The following is a 17,717-nucleotide window of genomic DNA, read 5'->3' on the forward strand; positions in this document are numbered from 1 at the left end:
TTGTAGCCGGAGCCACTCATATCGAGATCGACCCCGTGCTCCACACAGAAGGCAACCTTGCCGTCCACTTTCTTCATATGCATACCGTTATCTGTCCAATGTAGACCGTTCAACAAATGTAGATGCCAAGTGTTATGCCAGTCAGCAACCTTGATGTTGGTCATACTGGCGGCGAAGGCGATTGAGGCGGGGACAAAGAGTTGGGCGAATAGCATAATCAATGCGGCGAAAATGGGGGTTCGCCGGGCTGCTTTCATCAATGTAATTTCCTCCATATTTATTGATTTGTTCTTGAATAAAGCGAACTTTGAGGGACGAAAAAAGCAGGTCTGGGAGCAACCTGCTTTACGTTCATTTGTACGTTTGCTTTGCGTTAATCGTAGCTTTACGAAATGCCCATTTTGTACCAAATTAGGGCGTCACGCTCAAAACTCGTTGAAATTCCATAAAAGTGAGTGAATAGAAACGTTGATATAAAGGGATTTTGAAACTCGGTTAAACCGTATAAAACCGAGGAACGTAAAGTACGGTTTGAAGAAAGCCCGCAAGGCGAGCCAGTTCTCAAAGCGTTAATCTTTCGTTCAATTTACGCGAATACAACGAAGCGACTCTCATCCGAGAGCCGCTTTTTTGTATTTATCTGCTAGAAATGGTGGGCCAGGACAGCAGTCCAAGTCTCTGAACTGGTAGGTTGATTGTCACAGCATTGGCCGCTCGGGGTGGTAGACCACGATTGATCCCTTGTCGTACCGGTTGCGGGTGAACGAATACTCAAACGGGGTCCCGTCCGCGAGCGAGACGATCTGTTCCACTTCAAGCATTGGGGTGTCCGATACTGCGTCGAGGTAGCGGCGGTCGTAAGCATTGGGTTGCGCCGCGCGAATGATACGGTACGCGGCGCCAATGGTCTCGCCGAGTTCCTCGTGCATGTAGTGATAAATTGAGTGGTGCAGCACGCCCTTGTTGAGGCCTGGGACGACCTTGACCGGCATGATGGAGTGTTCAATTTTCCATGGCGTGCCGTCCACGATGCGCAGCCGGACGAAGTCATACACGGCATCTGCAATGGCCAGGTTCAGATTTTCCTGCTCCTTGGCCTCAGGTAGGCGTACATCATAGTCAATGACCTCGCTGGTCACCGTGTGACCGCGCATCAACTCGGTCGTGCCAACATATTGGTCCACTGTTGCATCGAATTTCGACAACAGGTTAATATTTTGCTTCACGTACGTCCCCGAACCCTGCTTGCTGTAGATCAAGCCCTCGTTGATCAAAAGATCCAAGGCTTTTTGAATGGTCACGCGACTGGTTTTGAACATCTTCGCCAGGGACACCTGATCCGGCAAGGGAACGTCGCTGGTGTATTCGCCACGCATGATTTGAGCCTTGATTTGTTTTCCAATCTCAATATATTTTGCCATTTGTCTACCCTCCAAAAAAGCGCTGTCATCGAGACTATAACACCTTTCTGAAAATTTGGATAGTCAAGTGTACTAATTCGTCTTTGCTAAAAGTCCCCACGGCGCTTATATTGCACGGTGGAGGTAGGACATGACAACACTAAGTAAAGATTTCCTGTGGGGCAATTCGACCTCAAGCATGCAAACTGAAGGCGCTTGGAATCTCGATGGCAAAGGACCGTCTGTTTATGACATCAAGAAAGCTGGTCCCGATAGCTCCGACTGGAAAGATGCCATTGACGAGTACCACCGCTACCCGGAAGACGTTGACTGGATGGCGAAGATGAACATGAACTGCTACCGGTTCCAGATCTCCTGGAGCCGGGTCTGCCCGGAAGGCGACGGGCCGTTCAACGAGGCCGGCATCGCGTTTTACGACCGGCTGATCGACGAGCTGCTGGCCCACCACATCCAGCCGATGATCTGCCTGTACCACTTCGACATGCCGCTGAGCCTGGCGAAGCGGTACAACGGGTTTGTTTCCCGCGAGGTCACCGATGCCTTTGTCCGCTACGGCGAGGAAATGGTCAAACGCTTTGCCGGCAAGGTCAAGTACTGGATCACGTTCAACGAGCACAACTGCTTCACCTATGACCCGGGCCTGGACAGCGGCGGCAATCTCACCGCGCCGCGCGACATTCGCACGCTGTACGCGATGAGCCACCACACCCTGCTGGCGCACGCGAAGATCACGGCCTTCATCCGGCAGAACTACCCGGACCTGAAGATCGGCGGCATGCTGGCGTACGCAGAGGTGTACCCGAGCACTTCTGATCCCGAGGATGTCGAGGCCACGCGGCGGATCGATGAGTTCGTGAACAACAATTATCTGGATGTGTTCACGAGCGGTCACTACTCGCCTGAGGTCCTGCACTTCATGAAGGGAAACGGGCTGATGGATTTGATCCAGCCCGGCGACCTTGAGACGCTGGCGCAAACGACCAGCGACTTCATCGCGTTCAGTTATTATGCGTCCTCCGCCATCGACCACACGAAGATCGACATTGATTCGCCGGTCAACTGGTGGTTCACGCAAGGCACCGTCCCGAACCCGCACCTTGAGGCCAGCGAGTGGGGCTGGCAGATCGATCCGACCGGGTTCAAGAACGTTCTCGCTAAGATCTGGACCCGCACCGGGTTGCCGGTGTTCCCCATTGAAAACGGTCTTGGCGTTCGTGAGCACTGGGACGGTGAGCACCCGATCGATGACGACTATCGCATCCAGTATCACCGCGCGCACATTCAGGCGCTCAAGGATGCGGTGAGCGATTACGGCGTGAAAGTTTTAGGCTACTTAGGCTGGGGCCTCATCGATATCCCCAGCTCGAAAGGAGATGTCGCCAAGCGGTACGGTGCGGTTTACGTGAACCGCACGAATCACGAGCTCTTAGATCTGCGCCGCGTACCGAAGCGCAGTTTTGCCTGGTTCCAAAAAGCTTATGGTTCCAACGGTGAGGATTTGGATTAAGCAATTTATTGAGAATTGGAGGAAAGAACATGGAAGCATCTAAGAGTCACAAGTTCTTAGATAAATTCTCCGAGGTCGCCGGGCGCATTGGCAACCAGGTCCACCTCAGATCATTACGTGATGCCTTTGCCACAATCATGCCCTTATTCATCTTGGCAGGCCTTGGCACCTTGATCAACAACGTCGTCTTTCCCTGGATCGCGACAGGGAAGACCCTGGCGAACCTGCAAACATGGGGTACGCTCATCGCCAACGGGACGTTGAACATTGCCGGGTTGATGCTGGCGCCGGTCGTCGGCTACATCCTGGCGAAGAATAAGGGGTACCGCAGTCCGTTGACGGCGGCGGTCATTTCACTGGCCAGTCTGGTCATCATGATGCCGATTACCACGCAGATGACGCCGGTTGGCAAGACCACCGCGGTTAACGTGACCGGCGGGTTGAGTTTTGCCAACCTGGGGACCACCGGCATGTTCGCCGGCATCATCATTGGGCTGGTCGCAACGGAGATTTTCATTCGGTTCAGCAACATCAAGCGCCTGCAGATCCACCTGGGTGATCAGATCCCGCCGGCCGTTGGGGATTCGTTCAACTCCCTGATTCCGGCGCTGATCACGCTGAGTATCTTCGCTTTGATCGGGGCGCTGCTCATTGTGCTTTGGAACAGTAACCTGATTGCCTTGATTGCGATGATCATCCAAGAGCCGCTGCGCCGGCTAAACACCAGCCTGCCTGGCATGCTGGTCATCTACTCTTGCGGTAACTTCCTGTACACCTTGGGGATTCACCAGGCGGTCATCAATGGGACTTTGCTTGATCCCGTGCTGCTGGTCAACATGGCGAAAAACACCGCGGCTTACGCGGCGCACAAGCCGATTCCTTACATCATGACGAACACGTTCCGGGATACCTTCGGTATGATGGGCGGCACTGGTTCGACCATTGCGTTGTTGATCGCGGTCTTCATGTTCTCGAAGATCAAGGCCAACCGTGATGTTGCGGCGCTGTCGTTTGTTCCTGGGCTGTTCAACATCAACGAGCCCGTCATCTTCGGCTTCCCGATCGTCTTTAACATTCCGATGATGATTCCGTTTGTGCTGAACCCGGTCATCGGCATTCTGATTGCGTACGCGGCCACTGCCATGGGCTTCATGAGCCGCGTCGTGGTGATGGTGCCATGGACGACACCGCCACTGATTTCAGGATTTCTCGCCACTGCGGGGGATTGGCGAGCCGTGGTCGTTCAGATCCTCATCTTGGTCGTCAACATCGTCGTTTACATTCCGTTCCTGAAGGTCAGTGAGAAAGTCACGGCCACGCAGGCGGCGCAAGCCAAAGCGGCAGAAACTGCGAAAGCGTAGAATTGGTATTATCGAAGGGTCCGTTTGCCCAATCGGTGGTTGACCACCGGGGCAGGCGCCCTTTTTTGATTATGGTAAAATACAGCCGGAGGTAGTTTATGGCCCAACCCTTAATTTCGGTGATCATGCCGGTTTACAATGCAGAAAAATACTTAGCCGCCGCGCTGGATAGCTTGTTGGCGCAGGACTATCACAACTTCGAGGCGCTGCTCATCGATGACGGTGCGGTGGATACCAGTCCGGTCATTTTGGCCGATTACGCCAGGCGGGATCCGCGTATTCACGTTACTCGCGTTAAAAATGGTGGGCAGGCACAGGCGCGCGCCGTGGGCCTGAAGCAGGCCCGAGGCCAGTACATCACCTTTATGGACAGTGATGATATGGCGCTGCCCGCCTGGCTGAGCACGATGGTCAAGACAATCGGGGATGCCGATTTAGCGGTGGTCAATTTTTACACCTACCTGGGCCCGACCAAGTCGCGCTTCTGTAAGCCCTTTGCGGCCAAGACCTTTTCGGCGCGCGGTGATGAGTGCTACCGGCTGTGGCTAGAGGACAAGGACATGCGCGGTTATCTGTGGAACAAGCTGTTTCGGGCGACGCTGTTCACACCAGCGCTGCCGGTGGCCGATTTTAACTTGATGGAGGACGCCTATCTCATCGGTCAGCTGCTCCCACGCATCACGCAAATCAATTTTGCGGATAAGCCGCTGTATTGCTACCGCCTCAATCCGGCCAGCACGGTCCACGATAAATTTCATCAAACCGACTTGATCGCGATCCATCAGCTCGGGGCGCTTTACCTGCAGGTGGCAGAGGAAAAGCCTTCGCTGACGCCGGTCGCCGTGCGCAAGTACGCCTCGCTCAGCTTGTTTGTGCTCAGTAAAATGAATCCCGCCGAACTCATTCAAAACTGGGGCTATGTTCAGCAGCTGGGCAGCGTGCTGAGCGATTACTCGCGCGTCTTTGCCAAGGAAGTCGATGCCAAGGAGGCCGCTCGCCTGACCGATGCTAAGCCCGTCAAACTGGGCGGCAGTCTCCACGGCCGGCTGGCGGCGTGGTCTGAGTTGATCGGTTTGCCCAGCACGCGCGAGGCGGATAGTTCTGCGCTGGCCGAGCTCGCCCAGGATGATTCCCCTCGGGACGACTGAGCCTCCGGCACGGATACAAACAGAATAAAGGAAAAAAAGCGGCTGCCGTGTGGCAGTCGCTTTTTAGGCGTGCGCGTAAATCTGTTTCAACGTCTGAATGTCGGCGGGGGACAGCGCGATGCGCCCTTGGTCCATTGGGTACATGACTGAGGCGCGGTCGCTGCTGTGGGCCAGCCCCAAGGCGTGGCCAATTTCGTGTAAGGCGACGGATTCCTTGACCGCTAGCTGATAGGCGGTGTTGAACTCTGCCTTAGCGTGATTCACCCCGTGGTGGGTCAGACGACTGTACACGACTGACGGACCGCCTTCGCCCAGCTCAATCGTGCTGCTGGTATCAGGCGTCGGTTTGGCGTAGGTGCCAAAGGTGATGTGATTGGAAAAAACGTTGCTGGTGCCTGGCTTCAAGCTCACGACGCCGGTCTGGTTGTAAACGGCAACGGCTTTCGCAAACGCTGCCCGGACACTCGCCGGGGTCCCAGTTTCGAAACTGTACGTGTAATGTGGTGATAGCGTGACGTGCTTCACGGCGGTTTCAATTGGCGTTGTCGCCGTAGGTTTAGTCGTTGACGATGCGACGACGGACTTTTCAGTGGCTTGTTGCGTGCATAGGCCCAGTTTGGTAGCGGCGGAGTTGGCCGTGTGTAAGGCGGCGCTGACAGTCCAGACGGTCGCATCGTGCAGTGTGGCTTGTGCAGCAGCCTGAGTCGTGGCAGGAAGCGGACTGCGCTGACTGTAAATGCCAAAGCCTGCCAAGGCAATCACGACTAAGCTGATGAGACGTTTATGACGCATGTCGCTTCCCTCCTTCGATAGACCCTTATCATATCAGAAAATGGAAGCGACAAATGTCAGCTGGATGGAAATTTAAGATTGAAGGCGCTGTCAATTTAAGCTTGGTGGTTTTGAAAAAAGGCGTCTCTTTGGCGGCAGGGCGCGAGGCAATGTTTAAAGGAGCCGCGGATCGATTTTCCGCTGGTTAAAATAGTACTCGCGGTCACGCTCGCCAATCGGCCGCGCGACCTTGCAGGGATCGCCGTACGCGACGACGTTTGCCGGTAGGTCGCGGGTAACCAGGCTGCCGGCACCGATGACGGTGTTATCGCCAACGGTGACGCCAGGCAGGATAGTCACGCCGGCGCCAACCCAGCAGTTCTCGCCGATGTGCACTGGGGCGCTGAACTGGTAGCCCTGCGCGCGCAACTTCGGTAGCACAGGGTGGCCGGTCGTGGCGATTGTCACGTTGGGCCCGAACATTGTGTGTGAACCGACGTAAATATGGGTATCATCGACCAGGGTCAAATTGAAGTTGGCGTATACCGCATCGCCGAAATGAACGAAGCGGCCGCCCCAGTTGGCGTGCAAGGGGGGCTCGACATAGCAGTCCGCGCCCAGCGCCGCGAACATATGCGCCAGCAGCTGCTGCCGCTTAGCTTTTTCCGCCGGTCTTGTCTGGTTGAAGTCGTATAACCACTCAAGGCACTGCTGTTGCTGGTACACTAGGTCTGGGTCGACTGGTAGGTACAGCGACTCATCATGCAATTCTGGATGTTCTTTCATTGTGCAAGGCTCCTTGTCCTAGGTGTTTCCGGTGACGACTGGTTTCATTGTACGCCTCTCGAACCTTACGCAGCAGGCCAGATCCGCACGAGTATTTTTTGGCTTATAATACAGTCCGTTATTTTGAAATGTTACAGAAAGGGCGAGAAAAACAAACAATCAGGATAGAAATGGGTATGTTCAAACCCAACGTAAGTGGTTACAATAAGTATGTACAGCGCTTACACGGGCGTTGCAAAGAAAGCTGCTTTTTTCCGTCAGTACAGATTATTGACGTAAGGAATACAGACAAAGTGGAGGGATACAAATGGTTCAAACCATAAGCGGTTCAGATGCTGTCCTCAAGGTCATTGAGTCTTGGGGTGTTGATCACATTTACGGTTATCCTGGTGGTTCCTACGATTCAGGGATGAATGCGCTGTATAACCAGAAGGACAAGATTAAGTTCATCCAAGTGCGTCACGAGGAAGCCGGTGCCCTGGCGGCTTCGGCTGACGCCAAGCACTCTGGCAAGATTGGTGTGTGCTTCGGTTCCGCCGGCCCTGGTGCGATTCACCTGCTGAACGGACTTTACGATGCCAAAATCGACCGGGTCCCAGTACTGGCCATGGTTGCCCAGGTCCCGTCAACCAACATGAACATTGATTTCTTCCAAGCGATGAACGAGGAACCTGCCTTTAACGACGTTGCGATATTCAATCGCACGGTCATGACCGCTAAGAGCCTGCCAAAGGTCATCGACGAGGCCATTCAGCAAGCTTACGAGAAGCGCGGCGTGGCTGTGGTCACGATTCCTAAGGACTTTGGCTGGGCGCAGATCCCTGATACCTACGTCTCAAACGCGAACACGCAGATCGAGCCTTACGCGATCGAACCAGATCCGGTCAAGATCGACCAGGCCGTCAAGATGATTCAGGCCGCCAAAGGGCCAGTGGTTTACTTTGGCCTCGGCGCAAAGCATGCTCGCAAGCAGTTGATGAAGGTCTCCGAGAAGTTCAAGATGCCTTTGATTTCGTCTGTGCTGGCCAAAGGGGTGCTGGATGAAGACTATCCGGCTTACATGGGCTCCACTGGCCGGGTCGCGCCCAAGCCCGGCGTTGAGGCCGCAATGGCCGCTGACTTGATCCTTTGGGTCGGCAATGATGTGCCATTTGCCAGCATGCTGTTTAACCCTAAGGCAAAAGTCATTCAAATCGACATTGAAAGCACCAAGCTGGGCAAGCGTCACCACGATGACATTGCCATTCTTGCCGACGCGAAGGAAGCCCTTAAGGCGCTTTACAAGGCCGGCAAGGAGCGTGCGAACACCCCGCTGTACGATGCCTGCTTAGCCAACAAGAAGAACTGGACGGATTGGCAGGATTCCTTCAAGGATTCAACCGAAAGTCCGGTTCGCCCGGAGCCGATTTTTGACGTGTTGAACAAAGAGGCGTCAGACAAAGCGGTCTTTGCGGTCGATGTCGGCAACACGAACATCAACTTTGAGCGGCTGATCAACATCAAGCACACCCAAAAGTGGACGACTTCCGGGAAGTACGCCACGATGGGTTGGAGCTTGCCGGCGGCCATTTCAGCCAAGGTGCTTTATCCTGACCGCGATGTCTACAGCCTGTCCGGCGATGGTGCGTTTGCGATGCTGAGTGAGGAAATTCTGACCCAGTACAAGTACAAGTTGCACATCGTCAACATTGTTTTCTCCAACGAAACACTGGGCTTCATTGAGGCCGAGCAGACTGATGACAGTCATCAGCCGCTGTCCGGGGTCGATCTGCCCGCCACAGATTGGGCCAAGGTCGCCGAAGGCATGGGCGCTAAGGGCTTCACCGTGCGCACTAAGGCAGAGTTCCAGGCGGCCATTGAAGCCGCTAAGGACACGGACCTGCCGGTTGTGATCGACGTTAAACTCACACACAAGATGCCGTTCACGACGCAGCACATGACCCTAGATCCGGCGTATCAAGATCAGAAGCAAATCGATGCCTTCGTCAAGAAGTACGATGCTCAGGCCCTGCGGCCGCTGCGTGACTTTTTGAAGGAAGCCAAGGCTGCCCAAACGGCTAAAAAACAGGCTGCCAAGGATGTAAAAGCCGGCAAAAGCGGTAAGTAGCCGTTCGCCGATTACCACCAATGGGCTGTCGGCCCGGCATGCGCTGCGCGCGTTCTTGCAACGCGAGTGGCGCGCGCTGCTGCGCCGGCCGCACCCAAAGTCAGACGGCTGATCGTCAAAAAAGCCTCGCAGTTGCGAGACTTTTCATGGCTTGAAGGCGTGACGGTAGGCAGTCGGTGACTGGCCGAAAAAGGCTTTGAAGTGCCGGTCGAAATTGGCCGGGTTCTTGTAACCGACGGCCAGGGCGATGTCTGCAATGCTTTGGGTCGTCAGCTCCAGCAGCTTTTTGGCCTGATTCATCCGGATGAAGCGCAGCTCCTCGGTGAACGACTTGTGGTAAAGCTGCCGCGCCAGGCGCGAAAAGTAGTTGGGTTCGTAGCCGAAATGCGCGGCGGTCTTTGCCAGCGTGACTTTCGCTAGGTTCGTGGTCATGTAGTTTAGAATGACCGCCGCCTGGCGCGTCTTTGGCGCGTGCCGTAGGGCCTCTTCGGGAAAGTCGGACTCGATGATCATCATCGCGTTGAAATCGGCCCGTGACAATTCCGTGAGCAGCAGGTGGCAAAGTGTGCTTTTCTCATAGGCCAGGACCGCATCCTGTGGTGTCGTTTTTTCAAGGTTGACCAGCTGAGCACAGTAACCATCGCACAGTTCATGGTTGATGCGGCGAAAGACGATGTGCGCGTCCTCTGAAGTGGCCAGCATCGAGGCAATCAGCTCGTTGGGTCCAAAGTCGGAATCCTTGGCCAGTGCCAGCTGAAAGACTCGCACGGCCAAGGATTGGCCTGCAATCGGCAGCAACTCAGCGCCTTGGCTGGCCCGCAGCAGGACGATGTCACCTTGCCTCAGATCCAGTGTGCGCGCCGGCAATTTCAGCGCGCAGGCGCTTTGGCACTGCAGGATCGCAAAGGGGATCCGAGTGGTCGCACTGACCGGCGTGGATCTGATCAGCGTCAAATGTTGGGGCTCATACCCCTGAAAAGTTTCTAACATGGCGTCCCTCCAATCTTCAGAATAATGGAGTGGTGAAGAAGACGCAACTAAGGAGAAGATATCAATGGCAAAACCAGAATATGACGGTGCCTACATTAACATGGCAACAGGGCGGCTGTCCCTGCTTGAGGTGCAGCAGATCTTCAGCACGATTCCGTTTGAAATTGACTTGATCGATCACGACGATAAGTTCAGCTGGTATTCCAACAAACCTAACCGCGAACATGTCCGCCACACGACTGAACTTGGTGAAAACGTGCAAGACTGCCATCCTGCAAAAGTTTGGCCCATCGTCAAGGGCATCATTGACAGCTTTAAGGACGGGTCTCGCGACTCGGTTGCGCGGCCACTGGTCATGCATGGCCACCGCGTGTTGATCCGCTACTACGCACTGCGCGATGAGGACGGCAACTACCTGGGGACCATCGAGTTCACCGGCAGCGTCGAGTCGATCCTGCAGGCCTACGAAAACGGCGGCTGGGCTGATGCGTCCACTGGTGCCTCCAAGGCCGATGGCAAGACAGGGCAAGATGCGGATGCCTCAACCGGTGCTTCAGAGGAGACGCCTGCGCAGTCAGACGCCTCAACGGGTGCTTCAGAGGAGACAGCCACAGCGGACGCGTCCACCGGCGCTTCCGAGGAAACGAGTGCCCCAAAGGCGGACGCCTCGACCGGGGCCTCCGAGGAAACGAGCACCCCAAAGGCCGACGCTTCGACCGGCGCTTCCGAAAGCGGCCCTGTCGGCACGGATCCTAAGGCTGGCCCGTTCAGTTACGATCTGTAACATGACAAAGCGAGTAAAAACGCTGCATGCGCTGGGGACCCGGATCAACCTCACCGTTTTTGGTGAGGCGGACGACGCCCCACTGGATGCGGCAGCCGCGCTGATTCAACAAGAGGAAGACCGGCTGACGGTCAACCGCGCAGTGTCTGAAGTCATGGCCGTGAACCATGCTGCCGGCCAATCGGCGGTGCCCGTGTCATCGGGAACCTTTAGCTTGATTGCCCAGGCCGTGGCCGCCAGCCGGGAAAACTTTGGGTTCAACGCGCTGATTGGGCCGCTGGTGAAGTTGTGGAAGATTGGCTTCCCCGGCGCCAACGTGCCGGCAGATGCCGACATTCAGGCGCGAATGAAGTTAATCGACCCCAGCGCCGTGACGCTGGCGCCAGGGGAGCGCACGGTGATGCTCAACCAGGCCGGTATGGAGCTGGATCTTGGCGGCATTGCGAAGGGCTACATCGCCGATCAAATCAAGACGCTGTGGCAGGCCTACGGGGTCACCGCTGGCATTATCGATCTTGGCGGCAACTTGCTGACAGTGGGCGAGTCGCCGCGCCGCGCAGACGGGCAGTGGGTCATTGGCGTCCAGGATCCAGCCAAGCGGCGAAATGTCGACCTTGGAGTCACTGTGGTGCCGGCGTGCTCTGCCGTCACCTCCGGGATTTACGAGCGCTTCTTGATCAAAAACGGCAAGCAGTACCACCACTTGCTCGATCCGCGCACGGGCTACCCACTGCAAACCGCGCTTGCCGGGGTGACGGTTTTCACCAGTACCTCACTGCAAGGCGAGGTGGAGGCCAAACGGCTGTTTTTCCACGGCAGTGTACCGGCTGGCTGGCTGGATGATCCGGCTCACCTGGGGGCGGTGTTCGCCTACCAGGACGGGCATCATGAAACGTGCGGCGTGACGCTGACCTAAATTGACGTGAGCACCCAAAAAAACCAGGACAACTTTTTCAGTTGGCCTGGTTTTTTGGCTGTCGAAGCATGTCCACATGGGGGATGCCGTCCTCCAAATAGACAGAGGAGATTGGGGTGAAGCCAAAGTCAGCGTAAAAGTGGCGGAGGTAATTTTGAGCCTGAATCTTGATCGGTTTGGCAGGGGCGATTTGGTTGATTCGCGCGAGCGTTGCTAAGATCAGCTGTCGGGCCAGGCCCTGCCCGCGGCACGTTTTTACGACCAGCACACGCCCAAAACTGACCGCGTTCTTGTCATCGCTGGGGATGATCCGGGCATAGGCAGCAAGTCGGCCGTTCTGCCGAAGGATAACGTGTTCGGCGCGTCGGTCTTTAATATCGACTTCTTGATACGCGCAGTGTTGCTCAACCACAAAAACGCGTACTCGCGCTTCAAGAATCTCAAGCAGTTCGGCAGCTGGCAGTTGATCAGTCCGTTTGATTTCAGTAGTGAGCATGACGGTTCCTCTTTTTGTTGTGTTCAGTTCGTCTCGTTCTTCTGCCCCTTAGTTTACGCTTGCCAGCTGCAAGTGGCGACAGGGGAAAAGACTTTGAGAAAACAGATAAAAACTTCGTGACAGCGTTTTCACTCCCGCGTATGATGGAATTAGAGAGGGGTGGGAAAATGAGGAGAGTTGGCTTATTTTTGCCGGTAATTTTGTTATTGACAGTCGCAGGCTGCGGTCAGCGGCAAAGTCAGTCTACCGACAAGACGACCACCGTCAAATTTGCTGCCGTTGACACTCACGCAAAGACTGGGAAACAGGCCTCCAAAGATAATTCGCTCGGCGATACGGACACCGCCCGCGTCACGAAGCGGCTGGACGTGTTGGCGCGGTATGCCGAAGACCAGATCCCCGGGGTCAAGTTCCCGACCTTTAGTCCCTTCAGTGCTCGGGCCGGCATCAACGCGGTCGCTCAGGGGGATGCCAGTGACTACACGGTGTACTTCAGCACCAGCTCGCAGGATGTGACACCACGAGCAGCACCGTTGACGCTGCACAAGCAGACGCCGACCAGCAAGGCGGCCGCGGATAATTCGTATGCCAAGCTGGGCTATCAGGCGCTCAGTGGTGGGCAAGCCGGCGCGAAACTGACCGGCGGGGTCACGGCGGTGGTCAAAAATGATGCGAAGGCGACGGCTGTGATCTGGCACCAGGGCCGATATTCGATCACGGTGCAGTCCTTTAAGCATGATGCAGCGGCCGCAAAGGCACTGGCGCAAAAGGCAGAGGCCATCATCGCCCAGAACCCGCTGCCGAAAACCGAGACGCACGGGGCAATCGTGCTCAACGTTGAAACCAAGGCCGGCCATGCCAACACGGTCGGCTGGCGGGAAACCAGCGGCTATTATACGATCAGCGGGCATGATGCTATGGCCGTACTTAGGCTGGCGATTGGTGTGAGCTGAGCCGATTTTGCTCGTGGGTGAAACAAAATCAATTTTCAAGGCTGACCGTTTTGGACAAGGTTGCGAGCGTGTCCGAAACGGTTTTTAGTTTGCCGCAGGTGGCTGCCGAAGGGTCAAGTTATTGATTGACAGCGTTTACTTTATTCGGTAGTGTCAAAGTAGCGACTAATTTAAGCAGGGGGGTGCGAAATGCTGGAATTAAAAGGCATTACGAAACGATTTGGCCAGCAGCTGGCAGTTGCAGATGAATCATTCACGGTGCGACCGGGAGAAATTTTGGGCCTGATCGGGCAAAGTGGGGCGGGTAAGACGACCACGTTCCGAATGATTTTGGGCTTTATCCGCCCAGACCTGGGCGAGGTGCGATGGGCCGGGGAGCCCATCGCGCAGATCAACCGCGACATCATCGGTTACCTGCCGGAAGAGCGGGGACTCTATCCGAAGATGACTGTGGAGAACCAAGTCCAGTTCTTCGGCCAGCTGCACGGGATGAGCAAGGCCGCGGTCAACGCGGCACTACCCGATTGGATGGCTCGCTTTGAAGTCAAGGGTAAGCGAACAGACAAGGTCAAGGATCTGTCTAAAGGCAATCAGCAGAAGATCCAGCTGATTTGCGCACTGATCTTTCAGCCGCGGCTGCTGATCTTAGATGAGCCGTTTTCTGGGCTGGATCCGGTCAACGCGGGACTGTTGGAAGACGGGATTCGCGCCTTACAGGAAAGCGGAGCGGCCATTATTTTTTCCAGTCACGACATGAGCAACGTCGAGGCACTTTCGGACCACCTAGTGATGCTGAAAAACGGGCGGACCGTACTGGCCGGCACGGTCGAGGAGATTCGCGATTCATACGGGCGCACACGCATCAGCTTGGAGCGGCCGAGTCTTGACGAAGCCGCGCTCAGAGCACTGCCGGGGGTGGCTTCAGTGGTTAGGCACGGCGAGCACTACCTGCTTCACCTGACCGATCCAGCGGCGGGCCGAGACATTTTTCAGGCGGTCAGCCAAGGGGGGTACATCGCGGAATTTTCTCAGCAGGCGCCGGATCTGGACGAGATTTTCCGGATGAAAGTTGGTGAAGCCGATGCGTAAGATGAACTTGATCGCCGGCCAGGTGCTGCGCAAAAACCTGCGGGGCGTCTCCTGGTGGCTGATGGTCCTGATGCCGCTGCTGGCCGTGGGTGTGATTGCAGGCATCGTGTGGTACATGACCACGACGACGCAGGCGGCGAAGGTGGTGGTGATCGCCCCGGCGCCAGTCGCCGCGGCGTTGCAAAAGCAAAGCGATGACAACCAGCGCTACGTGCCGGTCGCGACCGAAGCGGCCGGCCGGCGGCAGCTGAAAAAGGAAGACGCGGACGGCATGTTAGTGGTCAAAACGACGGCGAGCGCTAAGCTGTACCGCCGCGATGATGGGCAGAGCATTTCGACGGGTCAAATCACCCAGACGCTGGCGGGGCTAAACACGCTGGCAGTGGCGCAGTCGCTGGGGTTGTCACAGGCGCAGCTTGACCGGCTGCTGGCTGCACCGAAGTTGGCGACCCGCTCTGTCGCATTTACTGACAGCGGCAAGATGACCAGTACCGCCGGCAAAAGCGACGCGATGAAGCAGGGGCTGTCCACGGCAGTCGGGTTCCTCATGTACATGTTCTTGATGAGCTACGGCAGTATCATCGCCGGGGAAATTGCGACGGAAAAAGGCTCGCGCATTGAGGAGTCAATCTTGGTCGCGATTCGGCCGCAGACGCAGTTTTACGGTAAGATTCTTGGCGTTTCCGCACTGTTGGGCCTGCAAATTGGGCTTTACGCCCTCCTGGCGGCCGGGGTCTGGCTCCTTCGAGACGCCATCCCGATGGTCAAGGACCTGCTGGCAACCGTTGATTTAGCGCAAATCGGCTGGGGCTTTGTGCTGATCTCTGTCGTCTTTTTCCTTGTCGGGATTTTGAGCTACACCGTGCTGGCCGCTATGTGTGGCTCACTGGTCGCCAATCAGGAGCAAGCCGGCCAGGCTTTGCAGCCGGTGCTTCTCTTAGCGATGGTGGGCTACTTTGCCTCACTGATGACGGCCAACGCCAATGGCCCGGTGATTGGGTTCTTGAGCTATGTGCCATTTCTGAGCCCCATGATCATGCCGGCACGCTTTGGCATTGGCCAGGCGGCATTGGGCCCGGCGCTGATCAGTTTGGCCATCAGCGTCGTTTTTCTGGGCGGCTTCACGGTGCTGGCAGAGCGGATCTACGCTGGTAATGTCTTGACCTACAGCGAAGGGGGAATCTTCAAGGCCTTGCGCAAGAGCCTGACACTGCTGCGCGCCAAGTGAATCGCGCCTGCCAGCCGGTCACGCTGCTTTTACAATGGCAACGTGACCGGCTGTTTTTTTACCCAAATGATGCACGACGCTAATCATTTCGTTACGTTGCCAGCGGATACTGAAGGCGTTGGTGAAGGCGTAAGTCCTGGAAAGTGGTTGGTGAGGATGGGGGTAATCAGTGGCGGAATAGCCGCGGCAGGGGTGGCGCTCGTGAGCTTTTTGGCGATGAGTGATCGTGCGGCGCGGTTGATCGCGCAGCATGAAGTGGTGCAATTATTTGCGGATGAAGTGCCGGAGTGAAAATGGTAGGATAGGGACAATCTGAACTCAAGGGAGTTTTCGTATTGTCTTCTAGCATGATTCGGCCCGCGACCCAGGCAGACTTTGCGGCCATTATGGCCATCATCGGGGATGCCAAGGCGTTGCTCAAGCGGCAAGGCATTCCACAGTGGCAGGCCGCGTATCCCGCCTCGGCGGACATTCAGCAGGATCTTCAGGCAGGGACTGGCCGGGTGTTGGTCGTTGCCGGCACGGCGGTTGCCTATGCCAGTTTGGAAACTGCGCCGGAGCCGGTGTATGAGCAGATTCAACAAGGTCACTGGCATTGCGGCGGGCCTTACAGCACGATTCACCGTGTGGCCATGGCGGCTGCTTTTCAGGGCCGGCACCTTAGTGTGCCCTTCATGCAAGGACTCATTGCTGAGGCCGAACGGACTTATCCGAATGTGCGCGTGGATACGCAGACCGAAAATCGCACCATGCAACACATTCTGGCACAATTGGGATTTAAACAGCGCGGGCTGGTGCGCTGGACGTTTGAGGTGCCGGTCGTCACGTGTTTCGCCTACGAGCTTAACTTGGCCGAGTAAAAAAAGCCGTTCGCGACAGGCGAACGGTTAGGTCATGGTTAGGCGGAATAAGCCGAACTTTTGGCAAGAAGCGGCGTTCCACTTGCCCCCATTTGGACAAACCGGGCAAGCACTTGGTTGTACCGCGCAATGTACGCCGGGTACGAGAACTTGGCGACACTTTGGACGATTTGCTGCTGATCCAGCTGGGCAAAGAGTTCTGGCTGATTGAGCAGTCGGGCGAGGGCGTCAGGGTCGTCTAGAGAATATAGTTGACCGTTGCGCCCGGGTTCGACAATGTCGTCTGCGCCGGAAGCAAGGTACGGACAGAGTACTGGCAGCCCGCGCGTCAGGGCCTCCAGCAGCGCCATCGGGAAGCCTTCAAACTTTGAAGTCAGCACGAGCGCGTTGGCCCTTTTGATGTGGGTCCAAACGTCGGTGGTCCAACCGTGGAACGTGACCTGCGCCGCAATGCCCAGCTGGCGCGTCAGCCGTTTGGCCGCCGGGAGATCGCGGCCGCCGCCGTACACGTCAAGGTGAATCGGCCTTGCGACCTTGGCCAAGCTGCTGAACAGGTAGTGCAGATTTTTCTGCCCGCGCAACTGAATGCGGCCCACGTAAACGAGTTTAAACACCGATGACTGGTCAAGGGTCACCCGCTGCTTGGTTTGGTCGGTGGGGTTGTATGTGAGGCCGATGCGGGCTGCCGGCACGCCTAAGCGCAGGTATTCGCGTTGAATACCACTGGAAATGGCGATGTGCGCATCCGCCTTGAGGAGCTCCTGTTCGTGAACGGCCGGTGCGTCCGGTAGTGAAAAGTGGATCCACGATACGACGCAGTAGTGCTTTTGCAGCATGGTGCGCAGATGGGTGGCCAGTTTAATGGTAAATGAGTCGACTGCGATCACGACATCGGCGTTGCAGTGGGCGAGGCGCCAGGTGTAAAGGGGCAGCCACGGCGTCCCGCCCCGGACGCCGCGCAAGACTTTGACGCGCGGATCGATGCGCGCCAACCAGGACTGGTCTGCCGACGCAATGCCCTGCACAAACGTGATGTCGTTTTCGTCTGCAAGCCCGGCGAAGGTCTTGGCCATCACCGTTTCGGTGCCGCCGGTGCCCGATTGATATTTCGTGATGAATAGAAGCTTCATAGATGAATCCCATCCTTTCGATGCGATGGGCGCGGCTATGCAGCTGGGAAAAACAAGACGCTCAGAGTCCGGGCGTCCATCGTGTGTGGCTTAACGTATTATGTTAACCTACTGTCAATTCTAACACCTGCGCTTATTTTCAGCAAATGTGCCAACGCCCCCCGACTTGC

At 56.2% G+C, this 17,717-nt stretch carries 18 protein-coding genes and 1 pseudogene; 11 read left to right on the forward strand and 8 right to left on the reverse strand.

The window, feature by feature from the left end; translation table 11 throughout:
- A partial coding sequence (locus FC75_RS06010) for a hypothetical protein (RefSeq protein WP_235808708.1) occupies window positions 1–275 on the reverse strand: 275 nt, incomplete at its 3' end.
- A gap of 214 nt (window positions 276–489) precedes the next feature.
- Between FC75_RS06010 and rpsI the strand changes: the two are divergent.
- Window positions 490–573, forward strand: a pseudogene (rpsI, locus tag FC75_RS12650) (30S ribosomal protein S9); the annotation flags it as partial.
- 125 nt (window positions 574–698) lie between these two features.
- Here rpsI and FC75_RS06015 read toward each other — a convergent pair.
- Entirely contained in the window at window positions 699–1,421 is a 723-nt protein-coding gene (locus FC75_RS06015) for a GntR family transcriptional regulator (RefSeq protein ID WP_056989398.1), read from the reverse strand.
- Between the two features lie 130 nt (window positions 1,422–1,551).
- Here FC75_RS06015 and FC75_RS06020 point away from each other — a divergent pair, with 130 nt between their 5' ends.
- The 3 genes from FC75_RS06020 to FC75_RS06030 all read left to right on the forward strand — a co-directional run bounded on the left by FC75_RS06020 (window position 1,552) and on the right by FC75_RS06030 (window position 5,437).
- Window positions 1,552–2,928 (forward strand): glycoside hydrolase family 1 protein, encoded by a 1,377-nt coding sequence (locus FC75_RS06020; RefSeq protein ID WP_054664672.1) that lies wholly within the window; start codon window positions 1,552–1,554, stop codon window positions 2,926–2,928.
- Window positions 2,929–2,957: 29 nt separating this feature from the next.
- On the forward strand, window positions 2,958–4,289 hold the full coding sequence (locus FC75_RS06025) for a PTS sugar transporter subunit IIC (protein ID WP_054664675.1): 1,332 nt from the start codon (window positions 2,958–2,960) through the stop codon (window positions 4,287–4,289).
- A gap of 98 nt (window positions 4,290–4,387) precedes the next feature.
- Complete coding sequence (locus FC75_RS06030) at window positions 4,388–5,437, forward strand: glycosyltransferase family 2 protein (RefSeq protein ID WP_056989399.1); 1,050 nt, start codon at window positions 4,388–4,390, stop codon at window positions 5,435–5,437.
- A gap of 63 nt (window positions 5,438–5,500) precedes the next feature.
- On the opposite strand, the gene FC75_RS06035 is transcribed toward FC75_RS06030, so the two are convergent.
- Together FC75_RS06035 and FC75_RS06040 are read right to left on the reverse strand one after the other, a co-directional pair.
- A complete protein-coding gene (locus tag FC75_RS06035; protein ID WP_054664679.1) occupies window positions 5,501–6,229 on the reverse strand; it encodes a M57 family metalloprotease in 729 nt (242 codons plus the stop codon).
- Window positions 6,230–6,382: 153 nt separating this feature from the next.
- Complete coding sequence (locus FC75_RS06040; RefSeq protein WP_054664682.1) at window positions 6,383–6,994, reverse strand: sugar O-acetyltransferase; 612 nt, start codon at window positions 6,992–6,994, stop codon at window positions 6,383–6,385.
- Between the two features lie 307 nt (window positions 6,995–7,301).
- Between FC75_RS06040 and spxB the strand changes: the two genes are divergently transcribed.
- On the forward strand, window positions 7,302–9,101 hold the full coding sequence (gene spxB, locus FC75_RS06045) for a pyruvate oxidase (RefSeq protein WP_082623117.1): 1,800 nt from the start codon (window positions 7,302–7,304) through the stop codon (window positions 9,099–9,101).
- Between the two features lie 144 nt (window positions 9,102–9,245).
- Here spxB and FC75_RS06050 read toward each other — a convergent pair whose 3' ends face one another.
- Complete coding sequence (locus tag FC75_RS06050; RefSeq protein ID WP_056989400.1) at window positions 9,246–10,091, reverse strand: helix-turn-helix transcriptional regulator; 846 nt, start codon at window positions 10,089–10,091, stop codon at window positions 9,246–9,248.
- Between the two features lie 64 nt (window positions 10,092–10,155).
- Between FC75_RS06050 and FC75_RS06055 the strand changes: the two genes are divergently transcribed.
- Together FC75_RS06055 and FC75_RS06060 are read left to right on the forward strand one after the other, a co-directional pair.
- Window positions 10,156–10,875, forward strand: coding sequence for a PAS domain-containing protein (locus FC75_RS06055; protein WP_056989401.1), 720 nt, complete (start codon window positions 10,156–10,158; stop codon window positions 10,873–10,875).
- A 1-nt stretch (window position 10,876) separates the two neighbouring features.
- Window positions 10,877–11,791 carry an FAD:protein FMN transferase gene (locus FC75_RS06060; RefSeq protein WP_056989402.1) on the forward strand — a complete coding sequence of 305 codons (915 nt, stop codon included), beginning with the start codon at window positions 10,877–10,879 and terminating at the stop codon, window positions 11,789–11,791.
- A gap of 37 nt (window positions 11,792–11,828) precedes the next feature.
- On the opposite strand, the gene FC75_RS06065 is transcribed toward FC75_RS06060, so the two are convergent.
- Window positions 11,829–12,287 (reverse strand): GNAT family N-acetyltransferase, encoded by a 459-nt coding sequence (locus FC75_RS06065; protein ID WP_054664701.1) that lies wholly within the window; start codon window positions 12,285–12,287, stop codon window positions 11,829–11,831.
- A gap of 200 nt (window positions 12,288–12,487) precedes the next feature.
- Between FC75_RS06065 and FC75_RS06070 the strand changes: the two genes are divergently transcribed.
- From FC75_RS06070 to FC75_RS06080, 3 genes are all read left to right on the forward strand, one after another.
- Window positions 12,488–13,240, forward strand: a complete 753-nt coding sequence (locus FC75_RS06070) for a hypothetical protein (protein WP_156314392.1) — start codon at window positions 12,488–12,490, stop codon at window positions 13,238–13,240.
- Between the two features lie 189 nt (window positions 13,241–13,429).
- Window positions 13,430–14,329: an ABC transporter ATP-binding protein gene (locus FC75_RS06075; protein ID WP_054664707.1), complete on the forward strand. Its 900-nt coding sequence runs from the start codon at window positions 13,430–13,432 to the stop codon at window positions 14,327–14,329.
- Window positions 14,322–15,557, forward strand: coding sequence for an ABC transporter permease (locus tag FC75_RS06080; protein ID WP_156314393.1), 1,236 nt, complete (start codon window positions 14,322–14,324; stop codon window positions 15,555–15,557). Before FC75_RS06075 ends, FC75_RS06080 begins: the two co-directional genes overlap by 8 nt.
- Window positions 15,558–15,575: 18 nt before the next feature.
- Here the strand turns inward: FC75_RS06080 and FC75_RS12925 are convergent, their stop codons facing one another.
- Complete coding sequence (locus tag FC75_RS12925; RefSeq protein ID WP_156314394.1) at window positions 15,576–15,809, reverse strand: hypothetical protein; 234 nt, start codon at window positions 15,807–15,809, stop codon at window positions 15,576–15,578.
- A gap of 83 nt (window positions 15,810–15,892) precedes the next feature.
- Between FC75_RS12925 and FC75_RS06085 the strand changes: the two genes are divergently transcribed.
- Window positions 15,893–16,417: a GNAT family N-acetyltransferase gene (locus tag FC75_RS06085; protein ID WP_156314395.1), complete on the forward strand. Its 525-nt coding sequence runs from the start codon at window positions 15,893–15,895 to the stop codon at window positions 16,415–16,417.
- Between the two features lie 38 nt (window positions 16,418–16,455).
- Here the strand turns inward: FC75_RS06085 and FC75_RS06090 are convergent, their stop codons facing one another.
- The gene (locus tag FC75_RS06090; protein WP_054664720.1) at window positions 16,456–17,547 is read right to left on the reverse strand and encodes a glycosyltransferase; all 1,092 of its coding nucleotides are present in this window, start codon (window positions 17,545–17,547) and stop codon (window positions 16,456–16,458) included.
- Window positions 17,548–17,717: the final 170 nt, after the last annotated feature.

The sequence above is a fragment of the Lacticaseibacillus camelliae DSM 22697 = JCM 13995 genome (assembly GCF_001436615.1).
Lineage (GTDB): Bacteria > Bacillota > Bacilli > Lactobacillales > Lactobacillaceae > Lacticaseibacillus > Lacticaseibacillus camelliae.

Excerpts from the sequence above, each read along its gene's own strand:
- FC75_RS06015 (WP_056989398.1), bottom strand. The coding sequence starts at position 1,421 with ATGGCAAAATATATTGAGATTGGAAAACAAATCAAGGCTCAAATCATG.
- FC75_RS06020 (WP_054664672.1), top strand. The coding sequence starts at position 1,552 with ATGACAACACTAAGTAAAGATTTCCTGTGGGGCAATTCGACCTCAAGC.
- FC75_RS06025 (WP_054664675.1), top strand. The coding sequence starts at position 2,958 with ATGGAAGCATCTAAGAGTCACAAGTTCTTAGATAAATTCTCCGAGGTC.
- FC75_RS06030 (WP_056989399.1), top strand. The coding sequence starts at position 4,388 with ATGGCCCAACCCTTAATTTCGGTGATCATGCCGGTTTACAATGCAGAA.
- FC75_RS06035 (WP_054664679.1), bottom strand. The coding sequence starts at position 6,229 with ATGCGTCATAAACGTCTCATCAGCTTAGTCGTGATTGCCTTGGCAGGC.
- FC75_RS06040 (WP_054664682.1), bottom strand. The coding sequence starts at position 6,994 with ATGAAAGAACATCCAGAATTGCATGATGAGTCGCTGTACCTACCAGTC.
- spxB (WP_082623117.1), top strand. The coding sequence starts at position 7,302 with ATGGTTCAAACCATAAGCGGTTCAGATGCTGTCCTCAAGGTCATTGAG.
- FC75_RS06050 (WP_056989400.1), bottom strand. The coding sequence starts at position 10,091 with ATGTTAGAAACTTTTCAGGGGTATGAGCCCCAACATTTGACGCTGATC.
- FC75_RS06055 (WP_056989401.1), top strand. The coding sequence starts at position 10,156 with ATGGCAAAACCAGAATATGACGGTGCCTACATTAACATGGCAACAGGG.
- FC75_RS06060 (WP_056989402.1), top strand. The coding sequence starts at position 10,877 with ATGACAAAGCGAGTAAAAACGCTGCATGCGCTGGGGACCCGGATCAAC.
- FC75_RS06065 (WP_054664701.1), bottom strand. The coding sequence starts at position 12,287 with ATGCTCACTACTGAAATCAAACGGACTGATCAACTGCCAGCTGCCGAA.
- FC75_RS06075 (WP_054664707.1), top strand. The coding sequence starts at position 13,430 with ATGCTGGAATTAAAAGGCATTACGAAACGATTTGGCCAGCAGCTGGCA.
- FC75_RS06080 (WP_156314393.1), top strand. The coding sequence starts at position 14,322 with ATGCGTAAGATGAACTTGATCGCCGGCCAGGTGCTGCGCAAAAACCTG.
- FC75_RS12925 (WP_156314394.1), bottom strand. The coding sequence starts at position 15,809 with ATGCTGCGCGATCAACCGCGCCGCACGATCACTCATCGCCAAAAAGCT.
- FC75_RS06090 (WP_054664720.1), bottom strand. The coding sequence starts at position 17,547 with ATGAAGCTTCTATTCATCACGAAATATCAATCGGGCACCGGCGGCACC.